15 protein-coding genes are annotated in these 16,192 nt (G+C 38.8%); all 15 read left to right on the top strand.

Going from position 1 to position 16,192, the window contains the following annotated elements; genetic code table 11:
• Positions 1 to 7: 7 nt before the first annotated feature.
• Positions 8 to 1,027, top strand: a complete 1,020-nt coding sequence (locus D569_RS0104695; RefSeq protein WP_018931248.1) for a Gfo/Idh/MocA family protein — start codon at positions 8 to 10, stop codon at positions 1,025 to 1,027.
• A gap of 125 nt (positions 1,028 to 1,152) precedes the next feature.
• A complete protein-coding gene (locus tag D569_RS0104690) occupies positions 1,153 to 2,226 on the top strand; it encodes a Gfo/Idh/MocA family protein (RefSeq protein WP_018931247.1) in 1,074 nt (357 codons plus the stop codon).
• Positions 2,227 to 2,465: 239 nt separating this feature from the next.
• Positions 2,466 to 3,389 (top strand): AEC family transporter, encoded by a 924-nt coding sequence (locus tag D569_RS0104685; protein ID WP_018931246.1) that lies wholly within the window; start codon positions 2,466 to 2,468, stop codon positions 3,387 to 3,389.
• Between the two features lie 125 nt (positions 3,390 to 3,514).
• Complete coding sequence (locus D569_RS0104680) at positions 3,515 to 4,783, top strand: nickel pincer cofactor-dependent isomerase, group 22 (RefSeq protein WP_018931245.1); 1,269 nt, start codon at positions 3,515 to 3,517, stop codon at positions 4,781 to 4,783.
• 23 nt (positions 4,784 to 4,806) lie between these two features.
• Positions 4,807 to 5,577: a glucose 1-dehydrogenase gene (locus tag D569_RS0104675; protein WP_018931244.1), complete on the top strand. Its 771-nt coding sequence runs from the start codon at positions 4,807 to 4,809 to the stop codon at positions 5,575 to 5,577.
• Positions 5,578 to 5,633: 56 nt separating this feature from the next.
• Positions 5,634 to 6,434, top strand: a complete 801-nt coding sequence (larE, locus tag D569_RS0104670; protein ID WP_018931243.1) for an ATP-dependent sacrificial sulfur transferase LarE — start codon at positions 5,634 to 5,636, stop codon at positions 6,432 to 6,434.
• A 61-nt stretch (positions 6,435 to 6,495) separates the two neighbouring features.
• The gene (locus D569_RS0104665) at positions 6,496 to 7,959 is read left to right on the top strand and encodes a gluconokinase (protein WP_018931242.1); all 1,464 of its coding nucleotides are present in this window, start codon (positions 6,496 to 6,498) and stop codon (positions 7,957 to 7,959) included.
• Positions 7,960 to 8,110: 151 nt separating this feature from the next.
• Entirely contained in the window at positions 8,111 to 8,854 is a 744-nt protein-coding gene (larB, locus tag D569_RS0104660) for a nickel pincer cofactor biosynthesis protein LarB (protein WP_026287215.1), read from the top strand.
• A gap of 116 nt (positions 8,855 to 8,970) precedes the next feature.
• Positions 8,971 to 10,560, top strand: coding sequence for an ABC transporter substrate-binding protein (locus D569_RS0104655; RefSeq protein WP_018931240.1), 1,590 nt, complete (start codon positions 8,971 to 8,973; stop codon positions 10,558 to 10,560).
• Between the two features lie 22 nt (positions 10,561 to 10,582).
• The gene (locus tag D569_RS0104650; protein ID WP_018931239.1) at positions 10,583 to 11,563 is read left to right on the top strand and encodes an ABC transporter permease; all 981 of its coding nucleotides are present in this window, start codon (positions 10,583 to 10,585) and stop codon (positions 11,561 to 11,563) included.
• Positions 11,560 to 12,366 (top strand): ABC transporter permease, encoded by an 807-nt coding sequence (locus tag D569_RS0104645; RefSeq protein WP_018931238.1) that lies wholly within the window; start codon positions 11,560 to 11,562, stop codon positions 12,364 to 12,366. The genes D569_RS0104650 and D569_RS0104645 overlap by 4 nt, the downstream gene beginning before the upstream one ends.
• A complete protein-coding gene (locus tag D569_RS0104640) occupies positions 12,344 to 13,090 on the top strand; it encodes an ATP-binding cassette domain-containing protein (RefSeq protein ID WP_018931237.1) in 747 nt (248 codons plus the stop codon). Before D569_RS0104645 ends, D569_RS0104640 begins: the two co-directional genes overlap by 23 nt.
• A gap of 90 nt (positions 13,091 to 13,180) precedes the next feature.
• On the top strand, positions 13,181 to 13,837 hold the full coding sequence (locus D569_RS0104635; RefSeq protein WP_018931236.1) for an ABC transporter ATP-binding protein: 657 nt from the start codon (positions 13,181 to 13,183) through the stop codon (positions 13,835 to 13,837).
• Positions 13,821 to 14,303: a PH domain-containing protein gene (locus tag D569_RS0104630; RefSeq protein WP_018931235.1), complete on the top strand. Its 483-nt coding sequence runs from the start codon at positions 13,821 to 13,823 to the stop codon at positions 14,301 to 14,303. Before D569_RS0104635 ends, D569_RS0104630 begins: the two co-directional genes overlap by 17 nt.
• Positions 14,293 to 15,756: a PH domain-containing protein gene (locus D569_RS0104625; RefSeq protein WP_018931234.1), complete on the top strand. Its 1,464-nt coding sequence runs from the start codon at positions 14,293 to 14,295 to the stop codon at positions 15,754 to 15,756. Before D569_RS0104630 ends, D569_RS0104625 begins: the two co-directional genes overlap by 11 nt.
• Positions 15,757 to 16,192: the final 436 nt, after the last annotated feature.

Here is a 16,192-nt window from a genome sequence, read left to right as displayed (position 1 = left end):
TGATATTGTGCTGCGAGTTGGAATTATTGGCCTCGGTGATATTTCAAAGATTCATATAGAGGCGATTTACGAAAATGCACATGCTGAATTAGCAGCAGTTTGTGATATAGATCGATCATTAGAAAATAGGGTGAAAGGTGTTCCTTTTTTTACAGATTATCACGCTATGTTGGACGAAATAGTCCTTGATTGTGTTCATATTTGTTTGCCACACTATTTACATTATCCAGCAACAAAAGCTGCGGTAGAAAACGGCGTGCATGTTATGTTAGAGAAGCCTCTTGCACAACATGTAACAGACAGCCGTGCCATCGTAGAGTTGGAAGAGAAACACCCTGATTTGAAAATATGTGTCAGTCTTCAAAATCGACTGAATGAAACCGTGGAAGAACTGGCATCCATTATTGCTAGTGGTATATACGGGGAAGTAAAAGGGTTAAAGGGAATTGTCACATGGCATCGTCCTAAATCCTACTACGACGTAAAGCCGTGGCGTGGTTCGATGGAATTGGCCGGGGGCGGTGTCATGATCAACCAATCCATTCATACACTAGACCTTTTACAATGGTTTGGCGGTAAGATAGATAGTATTCGAGGCTCAATCGATTGTTTACTAGATTATGGTTATGAGGTGGAGGATACTGCAACCGCTCATATAAAATATCAAAATGGTGCCACAGGTCTCTTCTTTGCGACTAATTCTCATGCCGAGAACTCATCTGTTGAGTTGCAAGTTATCTTAGAGAACGCAAAACTGACGATAAAAGACAGTGTTTTAACGATGATGAATGATAATGGTATGGAAGTGAGATTGGTGGAAGACCGAAAATTACCAGGCACAAAATTTTATTATGGAGCAAGCCATGTAAAATTGATCGATCAATTTTACCAAGCAATTATCCAGGATAATAATGATTATATTCATGCCAGAGATGCGCAAACTTCGATGGAAATGATTCATTTAATTCGGGAATCCTCAGATGCAAAACAAACAATGAAGATGAACCTTTTTCATGATCAAACGTAATGGGAGACTAAGATCAGTGCTGGTTTACAGACGTTTAGCATCATGATAAATGTTTTTATTAGGAAAATTATCTGAAAACACTTACAATAGATAATAGATTAATAGATGTAAGGAGTGTTAGTGGAATGAGTAAAGCAGATGGTATGAATTATGCACCAAAAGGAAAGCCGAATCCAGTTGTCAAAGAAGGGGAATTTGTCTTTGCAGCAGTAGGATTAGACCATGGACATATTTTCGGACAATGTAATGGACTATTAGAAGCTGGTGCTACTTTAAAGTGGGTTTATGATCCAGATCAAGAAAAGGTAGATAATTTTCTGAAAAAGTTTCCACAAGCCCAACAAGCAGAGTCTTTAGAACAAGTGTTAGACGATCAAGAGGTGAAGCTTGTTGCAGCAGCGGCCATTCCATCTGAGAGAAGTACCTTAGGCAATCGTGTTATGAGAGCGGGGAAAGATTACTTCACAGACAAAACACCATTCACAACCCTCGAACAATTAGAAGAAACCAAAAAGGTAGTAGAAGAAACAGGACAAAAATATATGGTTTATTATAGTGAACGGTTGCACGTGGAGAGTGCTGTTTTTGCCGGGCAACTTATCGAACAGGGTGCGATCGGTAAAGTGATTCAAGTTACCGGTTTTGGTCCACACCGCTTAAATGCACCAAGTAGACCAGATTGGTTTTTCCAAAAAGAGAAGTACGGCGGCATCTTATGCGATATAGGTAGCCACCAGATTGAGCAATTTTTATTTTATACTGGCTGTGAAGATGCAGAAGTATTACACAGTAAAGTTGGCAATTATGATAATCCTGATTATCCTGAGTTGGAAGATTACGGTGATGCCACATTACGGGGAGATACTGGAGCTACACAATTTTTCCGTGTTGATTGGTTCACCCCCGACGGCTTAAGTACTTGGGGAGATGGAAGAATGTTTATCGTTGGTACAGAAGGAACGATCGAAATTCGTAAGTATGTTGATTTAGCAACAGATAAAGGTGGAAACCAACTTTACCTCGTTAATCAAGAAGGGGAAAAACACTTTGACCTGAATGGAAAGGTAGGTTTCCCATTCTTTGGTGAGTTAATTAAAGATTGTATGCATCGTACTGAGAATGCGATGACACAAAAACACGCATTCAAAGCAGCTGAATTATGTCTAAAAGCTCAAGAACAAGCGATAAACGTAACATAAAGAAAACGTGGAGATTTTCGAAGAGGCTGTTCCATAAGTTATCGTATATAACTTTTGGGCAGTCCTTTTCGTTTCTTACATAAGAAAAAAGTAACGAATCGAACCTAATCGCATTTCCACCTTGTTTTTTCTTGAAAACGAAAAACAACTACTGACCGTTATCAAAAAATCATATTCCTTTTTCCAAAATTATGTGATAAAATCAAAATAACAACGTTGTTATAAAAGGGAGTGAGCATTTGACAGAGTTTCTAGTCATCTTTAAAGATGTAATTCTCCCTATTTTTATTTTATTAGCGATTGGGTTTTATTTACATCTTAAATTCACATTGGATTTAGCAACCTTAGCAAAATTAAATATTTATTTTGTTGTACCAGGTTTTATTTTTGTGAGATTATATGAGGCAACGTTTAGCCTCCAGCTTTTCGCACATGTATTAGCGTTCTTCTTATTACTTGTTTTTTTGCTCTATTTAGCAGCGATAACCATTGCCAAGTTAATGAAGATAAATGGTGGAAAAAGGACAACATTTGCTAATAGCGTGATGTTTTTCAATTCAGGCAATTATGGTGTACCAGTAAACGATTTAGTTTTTCGTGCTGATCCTTATGCCATGTCGATTCAGGTTATTGTGTTAACCTTACAAAATATTTTTCTTTTCTCCTATGGGATTTTCTCCTTGCGAGCAGCTAAAGATGGAAAATGGAAGGCGGCAATGGGTTATTTTAAAATGCCTGTGTTATATGCGATGCTTTCAGGGGTTTTGTTGAATGCGTGGGAGGTTCCGATTCCTGAGCCAATTTGGGTATCAGCCAATTACATAGCTAATGCAATGATAGCACTTGCATTAATAACACTAGGTGCACAAGTAGCTAGAATGAAGTTTAAAAAGGGATTATATACGGTTTACGCAAGTATTACCTTACGTTTGATTGGTGGTCCGGTTGTAGCATTTATTATTATTAGTTTGTTTCAATTGGATGGAGTGATGGCACAAGCCTTATTGATTGCTTCAGCGATGCCTACTTCCGTTAACAGTGCCGTTATCGCAGAAGAATACAAAAGTCATCCAGACTTAGCTGCACAAACTGTATTGTTCTCCACTATCGCAAGCATGCTCACTGTCACAGCAACCGTCTATGTTGCGCAGTTACTGTTTTAAGTACAGACGCAACAAGTTACTTCGATGTTTTATGACGTCACATGGTTGCTAAAGGAACATAATGAATGGTGCGCCAAACAAAATAGTTAAGCGGTATCATATGAATCAAAAAAGGAGTGAATCAGATGGGGATTTTACATGAATTAGTGAAAGATATTCCAATTCCTAAAATGATGAAAGTGAAGCAATATTTTGATGATCAACAAATAGATGATTTAGGTGCAGAATTGAATAAGCAATTGAAACAAAAAGATATTGCGAATCAAATTAAACCTGGAATGGAAGTGGCAGTTGCCGTAGGTAGTCGTGGACTTGATCGTCTGGTGGAGACGACAAAAGTGACGATAGATTTTCTGAAAGAACATGGTGCCAAACCTTTTATAGTGCCTTGCATGGGAAGTCATGGCGGTGCAACAGGTCCAGGCCAAAAAGCGGTCCTCGAGCATCTTGGTGTTAAAGAAGAGGTAGTTGGCGCAGAAATTCGTTCATCAATGGAAGTTATAAAAATTGATGAGTTAGAAAATGGATTACCAATTTACATTGATAAGATAGCATCTGAGGCAGATGGTATTGTTGTCATTAATCGTGTGAAACCACATACCGCATTTCGTGGCCCAGTTGAAAGTGGCATTATGAAAATGATTAGTATTGGATTAGGGAAACAAAAAGGTGCAGAGGCTTGTCATCAATTAGGTTTCAAACATATGGCAGAGCACGTACCAGCCATGGCTAAGATCATTATAAATAAAATGCCGATTATGTTTAGTGTTGCGACAGTGGAAAATGCATTTGATAAAGTTGCCGAAATAGAAGTTCTATTACCAGAAGAAATTGAAGAACGGGAACCAGAATTACAAAAGCTTGCTAAAAAGTCCCTACCAAAGCTTTTCTTTGACCAGATTGATGTATTGATTATTGATGAAATCGGTAAAAACATCAGTGGTGATGGTATGGATCCTAATATCACTGGACGCTATCCAACACCGTATGCGTATGGTGGTCCAGATGTAACGAAAATGGTCGTTCTCGATTTGACCCCAGAAACAGAAGGGAATGCCAATGGTGTCGGTACTGCTGATTTTACAACACAAAAATTAGTAGACAAAATGAATCGTGAGGCAACGTATGCCAATGGACTAACTTCTACCGTTGTTGGCCCAACACATATTTCTACTGCAATGCCCAATGACAAAACAGCGATTCAAGCAGCAATCAAAACATGTAATATTTTAGATTTTACCAAAGCTAGAGTAGTTCGTATTAAAAACACACTAGAAATCGGTGAGATCGAAGTATCAGAAAATATGTTGGAAGATATAGAAAAGCATGAGAGTATCGAGAAATTATCAGACTTATATGACTTGTCATTTAATGAGGAAGGGAATCTAAAATAAACAAGAGAGGGGAAAGGATATTAATGAGTAAGTTATTTGATTTGACGGGGAAAGTAGCAGTTGCACTTGGAGGTAATAGTACGTTAGGTGGTTCCATGGCAAAAGGATTAGCTGAACATGGAGCGAAAGTAGCTATTGTTGGTCGTAACCTTGATACGGCAGAGGAAGTTGTAAAAGAAATAAAAAATGCTGGCGGTGAAGCAAAAGCTTTCAAGGCAGATGTAAGCGATCTTTCTACAGTAGAAAGCGTAGCAACAGAAATTGAAGAATGGTCAGGTGGATGGGATATCCTCCTTAATGCGCCGGGTATGAATAGTACTACTCCCTATTTAGAACTGACGACAGAAGAATGGGATAAAATTATGGATGTGAATTTAAAAGGAATTGTCTTTGCTACGCAAATTTTTGCCAAGAAAATGGTAGAACAGCAGCGAGGTGGAAGTATTATTAATATTTCTTCTGTATCATCTACCACGCCATTATCTAAAGTGTTTACGTATTCTGCATCAAAAGCAGCGATTAATAGTGTAACACAATACTTAGCACGTGAATTTGCTCCGCATAATATTCGAGTAAATGCGATTATTCCAGGGTTCTTCCCCGCCGAACAAAATCGTAAAATTCTAAGTGAAGATCGTGTTCAATCTATTATGAATCATACACCGATTAAACGTTTTGGCGATCCAGAAGAATTACAAGGTGCAACAGTCTATCTTGCGTCTGATAAAGCAAGTGGTTTTGTTACTGGTGAATTACTACGTGTTGATGGTGGATTTGGAAGCATGACGATATAATAAAAAGAGATGGTGAGCAAGTTATTAACAAACCGCGTAAGGGAGGGAGATAGAACATGCATGAACAAAAGCATCAAAAGTTAGTATCTATTCTCCAGGAAATGAAGAAGGTAGTGGTGGCTTTTTCCGGTGGTGTAGACAGTACCTTTTTGTTGAAAGTAGCGGTGGATACATTAGGTGTCCATAACGTTCTAGCAGTTACAGCTGATTCAGAAACATATCCAACTAGTGAATTAGAAGAAGCGAAACGACTAGCTGAGCATATTGGTGCTAGACATCAGGTGATTGAAACGAGTGAGTTAGCGATTCCTGGTTATACAGAAAACGATAAAAACCGTTGCTACTTCTGTAAAAATAGTTTATTCGATCATCTCGTACCCATTATGAAGGAGAAAGGATTTCAGAACATTGTCTATGGTGTTATTGCCGATGATATGAGCGAATATCGTCCAGGGATGAGAGCTGCCAAGGAACAAGGTGTACGTGGACCATTACAAGAAGCCGATTTATATAAAGAAGAAATTCGTGAATTGTCTAAACAAATGAGCTTACCAACATGGGATAAACCATCATTTGCATGTTTATCTTCAAGGATTGCGTATGGCGAAACTATTACTAAGGCTAAGTTGACGAAAGTGGAGAAATCTGAAGCCTTCCTAAAAACAATTGGTCTTCGTCAGGTAAGAGTTCGTACCCATGAAGACATTGCGAGAATTGAAGTAGAACCACAAGATATGCAGAAATTATTAGCAAATCACCAAAGAGTAACGGAAAAATTACAGAGCTATGGCTATAAATTTGTTACAATGGATTTAGTAGGTTATAAAAGCGGTAGTATGAACCGCGCTCTATCATAGCAAACGAGTAAAAGCTTTGGATTTTTCCAAAGCTTTTACTAGCTGGGTGAAGGGGGATATTATGGAGGAAGTAGTAATCGGTCTTGATTTCGGGACTACAAGTGTAAAAGCAGTAGCATTCGATTTACAAGGCAAGGTAAAAGTAGAAGCAGAACAATTAATTGAAACGTATTTTCCAGAGCCATCTTTTGTCGAACAGAAGCCAAATGAGATTGAAGCTAGTACTCGAGAAGTACTAAAAGATGTTTTTGCGAAAACGAAAGATAAAAAAGTATTAGCAGTGGGTATCTCTTGTGCCATGCACTCATTGATATGTGTAGATAAGGAGGGCACACCACTATCAGATATGGCGATCTGGTCTGATGGTAGAAGTAGTGAATTAGTAGCGAATCTGGATCCTGCTGTAAAAAAGAGTGTCTATAGTAAAACGGGGACACCCATTCATCCGATGTCACCATTATTAAAATTAATGTGGATGAAAGAAAATGATTATCAGCCATATCAACAGGCAGCCTATTTTATATCATTGAAAGAATATCTACTATTTAAATGGTTTGGTAAACGTGTGATAGATTATTCAATGGCATCTGCAACCGGTTTAATGAATGTTAAATCATTAGATTGGGAAGAGGAAGCATTAGATCTTGCTGGAGTAAAACGTTCACAACTATCAACAATTGTTGGACCAACTGAGGTTGTTGAAGGTTTAAACCAGGATATCGCAGCCGAGTTAGGTTGGCCTAAAGGCACACCATTAGTAATTGGTGCTGCAGATGGACAACTTGCTAATCTTGGGAATGGAGCCATTAAGCCTGGAGAAGTTGCGGTAACCGTCGGCACTAGTGGTGCCATCCGACAATTAATTTCCGGTCAACACGTAAATGACAATGGTGAAACTTTTAGTTATGCCTTTACTTCTGACACCTCGATCATTGGTGGTCCGACAAACAATGGTGGGATTGCTTTACAATGGTTGAAGGATATGATGGAATTTGAAGGTAGTCATGAACAATTTTTAGCAGGTGCAGAAAATGTAGAAATTGGCGCAGACGGGTTACTTTTTGTTCCATATGTGAACGGTGAACGAGCACCAGTTTGGAATCAAAATGCGAGAGGTAATTTTTATGGTTTAAGTGTCACCCATCGCCGCCCGCAATTAGTTCGAGCTGTACTAGAAGGAATCGTTTTTAATTTGTATCAAATCGGTCAATCATTAGAGGAAATTGCTGGAGCTCCAACGACAATCTCCGTGAATGGCGGATTATCGAAATCTCCTCTATGGGTGCAAATTTTAGCAGACGTGTTTGGCAAGGAAATTCAATTAGCTGACACTCACCATGGAGCGGCATGGGGAGCAAGCTGGACAGCACTCGTAGCAATTGGTAAAGTAGAATCATTCGAACAAATTAAAGAGAATATACCAATTGATCAGGTTGTCAAACCAAATATGAAAAACCATGAAAGATATAAAGCTGTATTTACGAAATATCAGCAAATTGCTAAGGATATAGAGAAGTATTTTTAAAAAGTGGCCATAAAAAGATTAAAAGTGGCCATAAACTGCGCGAAAGTGGCCATAAAGTTGAAAAAAGTGGCCACAAAATCACAAAAAGTGGCCATAAATTCATCGAAAGTGGCCATAAAAAATGTTTGTATCAGTTTATGGATGTGATGAAATGCTAGAAGAGATATTACAAAAAGTAGCCAATGGCGAGCTATCACCTGATAAGGCGAAAGAAAAGCTTGCTACATTTGAAAATCTCGGGTTTGCCAAAGTCGATCACCATCGTAAAAAACGTCAAGGCTTCCCAGAAGTGATTTTTGGCGAGGGAAAAGAACCGTCACATATTATCGATATTTCCCGGGCAATGATGGTGAAAAAAGAAAATATTTTAATAACAAGAGTTACATATGAAAAAGCACAAGTAATTATGGAGCGATTGCCTGATTTTCAATATGATCATACAAGCAGAACTCTATTTATGCAAACTAGTCTAGACTCCGATCATTATAAAGGCTATATCGCCATCGTTTGTGCAGGTACTTCGGATTTGCCTGTTGCAGAAGAAGCAGCAAAAACTGCCGAAGCCTATGGTGTGGAAGTTAGACGTTTTTATGATGTTGGTGTTGCGGGGATTCATCGGTTAATGGCACATATTGATGAAATAAGAGAGGCAACGGTTTCTGTCGTGGTAGCAGGGATGGAAGGAGCATTGCCGAGTGTAGTAGGAGGACTTGTTTCTCACCCGATCATTGCAGTACCGACAAGTATTGGTTACGGAGCTAATTTTCAGGGACTATCTGCATTATTAACGATGCTCAATTCTTGTGCATCGGGTATTAGCGTGGTTAATATTGATAATGGTTTTGGCGGGGCCTATAATGCAGTGATGATCCACCGAATTGCCAATCAATCATAATGAAAGACTTTCACAGTGATGACTCGTTTCTATTAAAATGGAGCGAGTTTTATCATTTAAAAGGCTTGTACATGTTATAATAAACATTATTTCTTTTCGGAAAAGGGGCAATCTATATGAAGAAATTCGGTTTCATTCTGTTAGTAATCGTTGTTTTTGCCTTAGTAGGATGTAACGATAAACCCACACCTGAAACAAATGCGAAAGCAGATCAAGCAAACGAATTAACATTAGCAATTGGTGGCGAACCAGAGGATGGTTTTGACCCGACAACAGGTTGGGGAAGATATGGCTCACCGCTTTTTCAAAGTACATTGTTAAAACAAGATAGCGAAATGGAAGTTACCTATGATCTAGCGACAGATTATCAGGTATCAGAAGATGGATTAACATGGGAAGTGACACTTCGGGATGATGCAACATTTTCTGATGGTGAATCCGTAACAGCTGATGATGTGATCTTTACATATGAAACAGCAAAAAAATCGCAATCGGTTGTCGACTTAGCAGACCTTGAAAACATCGATAAAAAAGGTGATTATCAAGTTGCATTTCACCTATCACAGCCTCAATCATCATTTTTATATACGCTGCAACGATTAGGGATTGTTCCAGAACATGCTTATACTGAGGACTATGCAGAGAACCCAGTTGGTTCAGGACCTTATCAATTAGTAGAATGGCGCAAAGGAGAGCAATTAATCGTTGAAAAAAATCCACACTACTATGGAAATCAACCTGTATTTGAAAAGCTTACCTTTTTATTTTCGGGAGAGGATCAAGCACTAGCAGTAGCAAAAGCAGGGGAGATCGATGTATTATCGGTCCCAATTACAATGGCCAATCAAGAAATTGCTGGTATGAAGCAAATCTCTTTACAGAGTGTTGACAATAGAGGTGTGATGCTACCATATCCGGAGCCAACCACAAATGAAGAGGGTGAGGAAGTCGGTAATTCGGTAACGTCAGATCCTGCTATCAGAAAGGCACTCAACTACGCGATTGACCGTGAAGCCATTGTGGATGGTGTGTTAAATGGTGAAGGAACTGTTGCTTATTCCAGTACAGATGACTTACCTTGGGGAAGCTCTGAGATAGCAATAGAAGATGCTGATCAAGAGCGTGCCGAACAAATTTTAACAGATGCAGGCTGGGAACGTGGAGAAGATAATATTTTTGAAAAAGAGGGACAAAAAGCTAGTATGACGTTGTATTATCCGTCAGGTGATCAAATGAGACAATCTTTATCTCTTGTGTTCGCAGACCTGATCAATGAATTTGGTATAGAAGTCATTACGGAAGGTGCGAGCTGGAATGAAATTGAACAAGAAATGCATGCTAATCCTGTTATGATGGGGTGGGGGAGTCACGACCCTCTTGAATTATATTCTTTATATCATTCCTCGATGCAAGGGATAGATTACTATAATGCTAACTATTATCAAAACGAGCAAGTAGATCAATATTTAGATCAGGCAATTCATGCGAGTACAGAAGAAGAGGCCAATGAATATTGGAAATTGGCCCAATGGGATGGTAATACAGGTATGAGTACATTAGGAGATGCACCATGGGTTTGGCTCGTGAATCTTAATCATATCTATTATGTTAGGGAAAATATTAAGATAGGTGAACAAAAAGTACAACCTCATGGTCATGGCTGGCCAATTACTGATTTTATTACAGAATGGCAAGTGATGGAATAGAAAAGAAAGGAGACGAACGGAAATGGCAGTTGCTATTATAAAGAAATTGGTACGATTAGTGATATTGCTGTTTGCGGTAAGTCTCCTTACTTTTTTACTTGTCAGCATGTCTCCGGTTGATCCGATAAGAGCCTATATTGGTACAGATATGCTGCTGGTAAGTCCGGAACAACGGGAGCAGATTGAAGCGTATTGGGGATTGGATCAACCGCTTTTCTCTCAATATGTACAATGGATTTCTAGTATTCTATCAGGTGATTTTGGTACATCATTAATCCATCGAGTGCCTGTAACAGAGGTAATAGCTGATCGGTTCTTCTCTTCGATTCTATTAATTGCTCTCGCTTGGCTTATGTCAGGAATCTTAGGGATTGTATTAGGCTCTGTTGCTGCCATGAAAAAGGGATCATGGCTCGATCGTGTTATCAAAGGGTATTGTTATTTGTTACTTTCAACACCAGGGTTCTGGCTAGGACTATTACTCTTAATGGTGTTTTCGGTCTGGCTTGGTATCTTTCCAACAGGATTAAGTGCCCCGATAGGCATCACTACAGGGGATGTCACCTTGCTTGATCGCCTTTATCATGCTGTTTTACCAGCTTTAACACTTAGTATTATCGGTGTTTCCAATGTCTGTTTACATACACGAGAAAAATTGATCGATGTGCTGAACACCCCTTATATTCTCCAGGCGAGAGCTAATGGTTACCAAGGTATCCGCTTATTTAGGAGACATGGCTTGCGTAATATGTTATTACCAGCTATTTCGGTACATTTTGCCTCTTTTGGAGAATTATTTGGTGGTGCAATAATCGCTGAGCAAGTATTCAGTTATCCTGGATTAGGGCAAGCTGTGGTGGATGCTGGTCTGCAAGGTGATATGCCACTTTTTCTCGCAATTGTTCTGATTAGTGCCGTGTTTGTTTTCGTTGGAAATTGGATAGCAGATATCTTATATCTCGTTTTAGACCCACGTTTGCGAAAAGGGGGTAAAAGTTCATGAAAAAAAACATGATGATCCCGCTTTTTCTATTTCTAACCTGCTATGTACTATCATTCCTAATTAAAGATACAATAAGTTTGGAATTAACGAATAAAAATCAAGCACCAAGTTTATCGCATTTGTTCGGAACGGACTGGCTAGGACGCGATATGTTACTCCGAACGTTGAAAGGAATTCAACTTAGTATTACACTTGGTGTGGTGACGGCATTGCTTTCGACCAGCTTAGGATTATTGCTGAGTCTCTTGGCAATAGTCCATCCCTATCTGGATAGGATGCTCTCCTGGTTGATCGATTTATTTTTGAGCTTACCCCATCTTGTTACATTAATATTAATTTCATTTGTTTTAGGTGGTGGATTTAAGGGAGTAGTAATTGGTCTCATGCTGACCCACTGGCCGGCGATTACGAGGGTACTCAGGGCGGAACTTTTACAGTTACAGACCATGCCATATATCCAAATATCGAAACAACAAGGGAAAGGTTTTTGGTGGCGGGCAAGACATCATTTTCTTCCACACCTGTTTCCGCAATTAATGGTAGGCTTTACCTTAATATTTCCACATGCAATCCTGCATGAAGCATCGATCACATTCTTAGGATTTGGTTTAGCAGCAGAACAACCGGCGATTGGTATTATTTTATCGGAATCGATGCAGTATTTATCTTCAGGTATGTGGTGGCTTGCCTTTTTTCCAGGTGTGACACTGTTATTGATGATGTTGCTATTTCAACGTTTTGCCAATGCATTCAAACACCATTTAGAAAGGGATCGTTCCTATGAACACTATTTTAACGGTTAATGGCTTATCTGTTTTTCATCAGCAATCAGAACATTATTTGCTAGAAGATATCAACTTTTCGTTATCCAAAGGGCAAGTCTTGGCACTTGTAGGATCCAGTGGCTCAGGTAAAAGCTTATTAGCACAAGCTATTTTGCAGTTGCTACCTGAAAACCTATGTCACAAAGGAGAGGTATTATATAACGGTCGTCAGGTTAATCAATATGACCGTGGCAATAATATCGTATTGATACCGCAATCAGTAGAAGCACTGGATCCTCTGATGAAAGTTGGTAAACAGATAGAAGGCTTGATTCTAACCGAGGACTCTCAACAGGTCATGCTCGACTTATTAGCGCGATTGGGACTGGAAGCTGAAATCGCAGCCCGTTACCCGTTTCAACTATCGGGAGGACAAGCACGTAGAGTGTTAACAGCAATTGCATTAGGTAGTTCTGCCAGCATTGTGATTGCGGACGAGCCAACCCCTGGTCTTGACAAAGAGGCAAAAAATGAGATGATTGCTTTATTAAAAGAGGTGCAGCAAGCAGGAAAAGCGATTCTCTTGATTACACATGATTTCGATGCAGTCCTTCAGCTTGCAGATCGTGTAGCCTTTTTATATCAAGGGAGCATCGTTGAAGTAACGGATGCTAATCATTTCTCGGGTGATGGGCAGAAACTAGCACACCCTTTTACTAAAGCATTATGGCAATCCCTACCACAGAATTCATTTATCAAATGAAATAATTTTTCAAATGCCAAATTTAACAGGGGAACATACAGTTTTACGTAGTTTTGTTTTATCTAAAAATCAAGTAATAAGGAGTTTGTGATGCTTGAGATTACCAACCTATCTTTTACATTACCAAATCAACAAACGCTCTTTCAAAATGTATCAGTGACGCTTCATCAAGGAGAAATAGTAGGAATAAGTGGTGCCAGTGGCTTAGGTAAGACAACCTTTGCCAAGGTGGTGACAGGTTATCTACCCGCTGAATCGGGAGAAATCAATTGTAAAAGATTAAAAAATACCCCACATCCAATTCAGTTAATATGGCAACATCCCGAACAAGCCGTTAATCCCAAATGGCGAATTCGGAAAGTGCTAGAAGAAGCTGGTCCCATTGATCAGGAATTACTAGAAGAATTACAGATTCCCTTTGAATGGTTACAACGTTACCCTCACCAACTTTCAGGAGGCCAGCTCCAAAGAATATGTATTGCGCGTTGTTTATTAACGGATCCTTCCTATATTATTGCAGATGAAATGACGACGATGTTAGACCCGATTGCGCAAGCTGAAATATGGCAACTGATAACGAATCATGTCCAAGAGAAAAAGATCGGATTACTGATTATTAGTCATGATCGGCTTTTGTTAGATAATCTATGTGAAAAAATAATAGATTTTAGACAATATGTGAAACCATTGGATGATAACTCTCGTAATAAGCATGAAGGGGTGAGAACACATGAGAGAACAACCTAACGAAAGAATCGCCACAGATGCGATTAAAGCGTGGAAATTAACGGCTCAACTTATTGCAATTATACCGTTATTAATTACAATTGGAGCATTTGTTGCAGCCTATTTTTTTGATTTTCTATCGTATTGGATAGGAATTGTACTAGCAGTTTTAACTGTTCTGGAATGGATTATCTCCATACTAATTATTCCAAAATTAAGATGGAGAAGATGGCGCTACCAAATCTATGATCAGGAAATATACATACAGCATGGCATTTTAATTGTGACTAGAACGGTAGTGCCAATGATACGGGTACAGCATGTCGATACCCAGCAAGGGCCGATTTTAAAGAAATATGGATTATCGACACTGCAGATTTCCACAGCTGCTACAACACATGAAATACCTGCCTTAATAGAGGATGAGGCTGCCGATTTACGTGACCAAATTTCTGAACTAGCGAGGGTGGAGCAAGATGATGTCTGAACCAAAGCGATTACATCCTGCAGGCATGATATTTAGTATCTTTCAGGCAATTCGACATTCCGTATTTGGTTTTTTACCACTTGTCATTATAGCTGTGGGGAATGATGCCTGGTTTTATGTCATTCTTGGTGCCTCCATTCTCATCGGTTTAATTATTTTATTTAGTGTTTTATCTTGGCTTCGCTACAATTATCAATTAGAAGAAGATCAAATTCGGATTGAACAAGGTATTCTTATAAGGAAAAAGCGAACGATTTCCAAACATCGGATCCAGTCGATTGATCTGTCTCAAAATATTATTCATCGTATTTTTGGTTTAACAAAAGTACAGATTGAAACAGCTGGTAGTGACCACCGGATCGATGCCGCTTTATCTGCAGTAACGATGGCAGATGGAAAAATGCTTCATGATCAGCTGAAATATAAAAAACAAGTAACCGAGACTGATGTGAACGGAGAAGAACAGGATCTAAAAGAGGAAGTACATGAACAAGATCATCCACAGAAAAAAATTACACCGAAAGCGTTATTTGTTGCTGGATCAACATCTGGAAGTTTTGGAATTATCCTTGGTTTAGCTGGTTTAGCCTTTTCAGAATTAGAAACATTTATCCCGGATCGATTCTATAATCAGGCAACAGAATGGGTGTTTTCTCAAGCTGTTCAAGTATTGATTGCGTTAGCGGTTATCGTTTTAATTTTATTGTGGGTACTAGGTATATTATCAACTATCATCCAATATTGGAATTTTACCATTACCAGATACGACAAAGAATTGTTTATAACGAGAGGATTATTAGAAAAGAAGCAATCAACCATTCCGTTAAAAAGGATACAAGCGGTTGGTATTAAGGAAACGATTATTCGGCAGCCATTAGGATTAGCTTCCGTTTATGTCGAGATTGCTAGTGGAGAAATTGGCCAGAATCAAGAGATGCATACGTTAATTTTCCCTATCATGCGTAAAAAACATATTGCTAGCTTTTTAAAAGATATATTACCTGAATATCGATATCAACCGGAAGGATTGGTGAAATTACCTACGAAAGCAATACCTTACTATATTATTCGATCAGTTATCATTCCGTTGATCGCAACGGTTGTAGTAGCTGTACAATTTACTGAATTCACCTGGATACCGGGAATAGTAATGTTACTTTCCTGCATATATGGTTATTTTCAATACAAAACAACTGGTTACCTTATTCAGGATCAGCAATTGTTGGTCCAATCTCGAACCATTAGTAAGGATACAGCTTTAGTTCCACATAAAAGGTTACAGTCCCTGCAAAAGAAACAGCATATCTTACACCGAAAACAGGGATTAGCCACATTAGATACCGCAATTTTAAATAAATTTGTTGGTCGTCATTTTATTGTAAGAGAACTAAATGTGGAGGATGTCGATCAGATAGCAGATTGGTATTCTTATCGAAAAAAGCCGTTATCATAATAAAGTGAAGAAGGATAGTGAGTACTGAAAAGTGTACTGACTATCCTTTTTTATAAGTAAAGAAAGTATATAATCCGCGGTATCAACGCATTTGTAAGCAGAGTAGCCATTTTGAAATAGCTTGTACAGGAAACCATCGCTGCGGCTGTCCACTTCCCTTTCCACGGGATTTTCGCCTAAGCTAACTTTGGTAAGCAAAGAGCGCTGACCAAAGTGGATCTTAGTCGAAAATCATCCAGTAGGATTGGAAGTGGGCAGCCGGAGTGGCGGTTATGCAATTGATATATTTCAAAATGGTCACTAAAACAATCGCATAACCACTTAGCATTTAGCGATAAGGACTGAGCAGATGTTGCTATCTCATTCTATAATGGCGATCGTGTGTTTTTTTGTCTTTTATTAATAAATAAAAAAGTTGACGAATTTTTGCGTTAGG

Origin of the sequence: Gracilibacillus lacisalsi DSM 19029 (assembly GCF_000377765.1) — a bacterium.
GTDB lineage: Bacteria > Bacillota > Bacilli > Bacillales > Amphibacillaceae > Gracilibacillus > Gracilibacillus lacisalsi.
This window is presented reverse-complemented; position numbering and strand designations above follow the sequence as displayed.

Coding starts and splice junctions, on each gene's coding strand:
- D569_RS0104645 (WP_018931238.1), top strand. CDS start 11,560: ATGAAAAAAAACATGATGATCCCGCTTTTTCTATTTCTAACCTGCTAT.
- D569_RS0104675 (WP_018931244.1), top strand. CDS start 4,807: ATGAGTAAGTTATTTGATTTGACGGGGAAAGTAGCAGTTGCACTTGGA.
- D569_RS0104635 (WP_018931236.1), top strand. CDS start 13,181: ATGCTTGAGATTACCAACCTATCTTTTACATTACCAAATCAACAAACG.
- D569_RS0104690 (WP_018931247.1), top strand. CDS start 1,153: ATGAGTAAAGCAGATGGTATGAATTATGCACCAAAAGGAAAGCCGAAT.
- larB (WP_026287215.1), top strand. CDS start 8,111: ATGCTAGAAGAGATATTACAAAAAGTAGCCAATGGCGAGCTATCACCT.
- D569_RS0104625 (WP_018931234.1), top strand. CDS start 14,293: ATGATGTCTGAACCAAAGCGATTACATCCTGCAGGCATGATATTTAGT.
- larE (WP_018931243.1), top strand. CDS start 5,634: ATGCATGAACAAAAGCATCAAAAGTTAGTATCTATTCTCCAGGAAATG.
- D569_RS0104630 (WP_018931235.1), top strand. CDS start 13,821: ATGAGAGAACAACCTAACGAAAGAATCGCCACAGATGCGATTAAAGCG.
- D569_RS0104650 (WP_018931239.1), top strand. CDS start 10,583: ATGGCAGTTGCTATTATAAAGAAATTGGTACGATTAGTGATATTGCTG.
- D569_RS0104640 (WP_018931237.1), top strand. CDS start 12,344: ATGAACACTATTTTAACGGTTAATGGCTTATCTGTTTTTCATCAGCAA.
- D569_RS0104680 (WP_018931245.1), top strand. CDS start 3,515: ATGGGGATTTTACATGAATTAGTGAAAGATATTCCAATTCCTAAAATG.
- D569_RS0104665 (WP_018931242.1), top strand. CDS start 6,496: ATGGAGGAAGTAGTAATCGGTCTTGATTTCGGGACTACAAGTGTAAAA.
- D569_RS0104655 (WP_018931240.1), top strand. CDS start 8,971: ATGAAGAAATTCGGTTTCATTCTGTTAGTAATCGTTGTTTTTGCCTTA.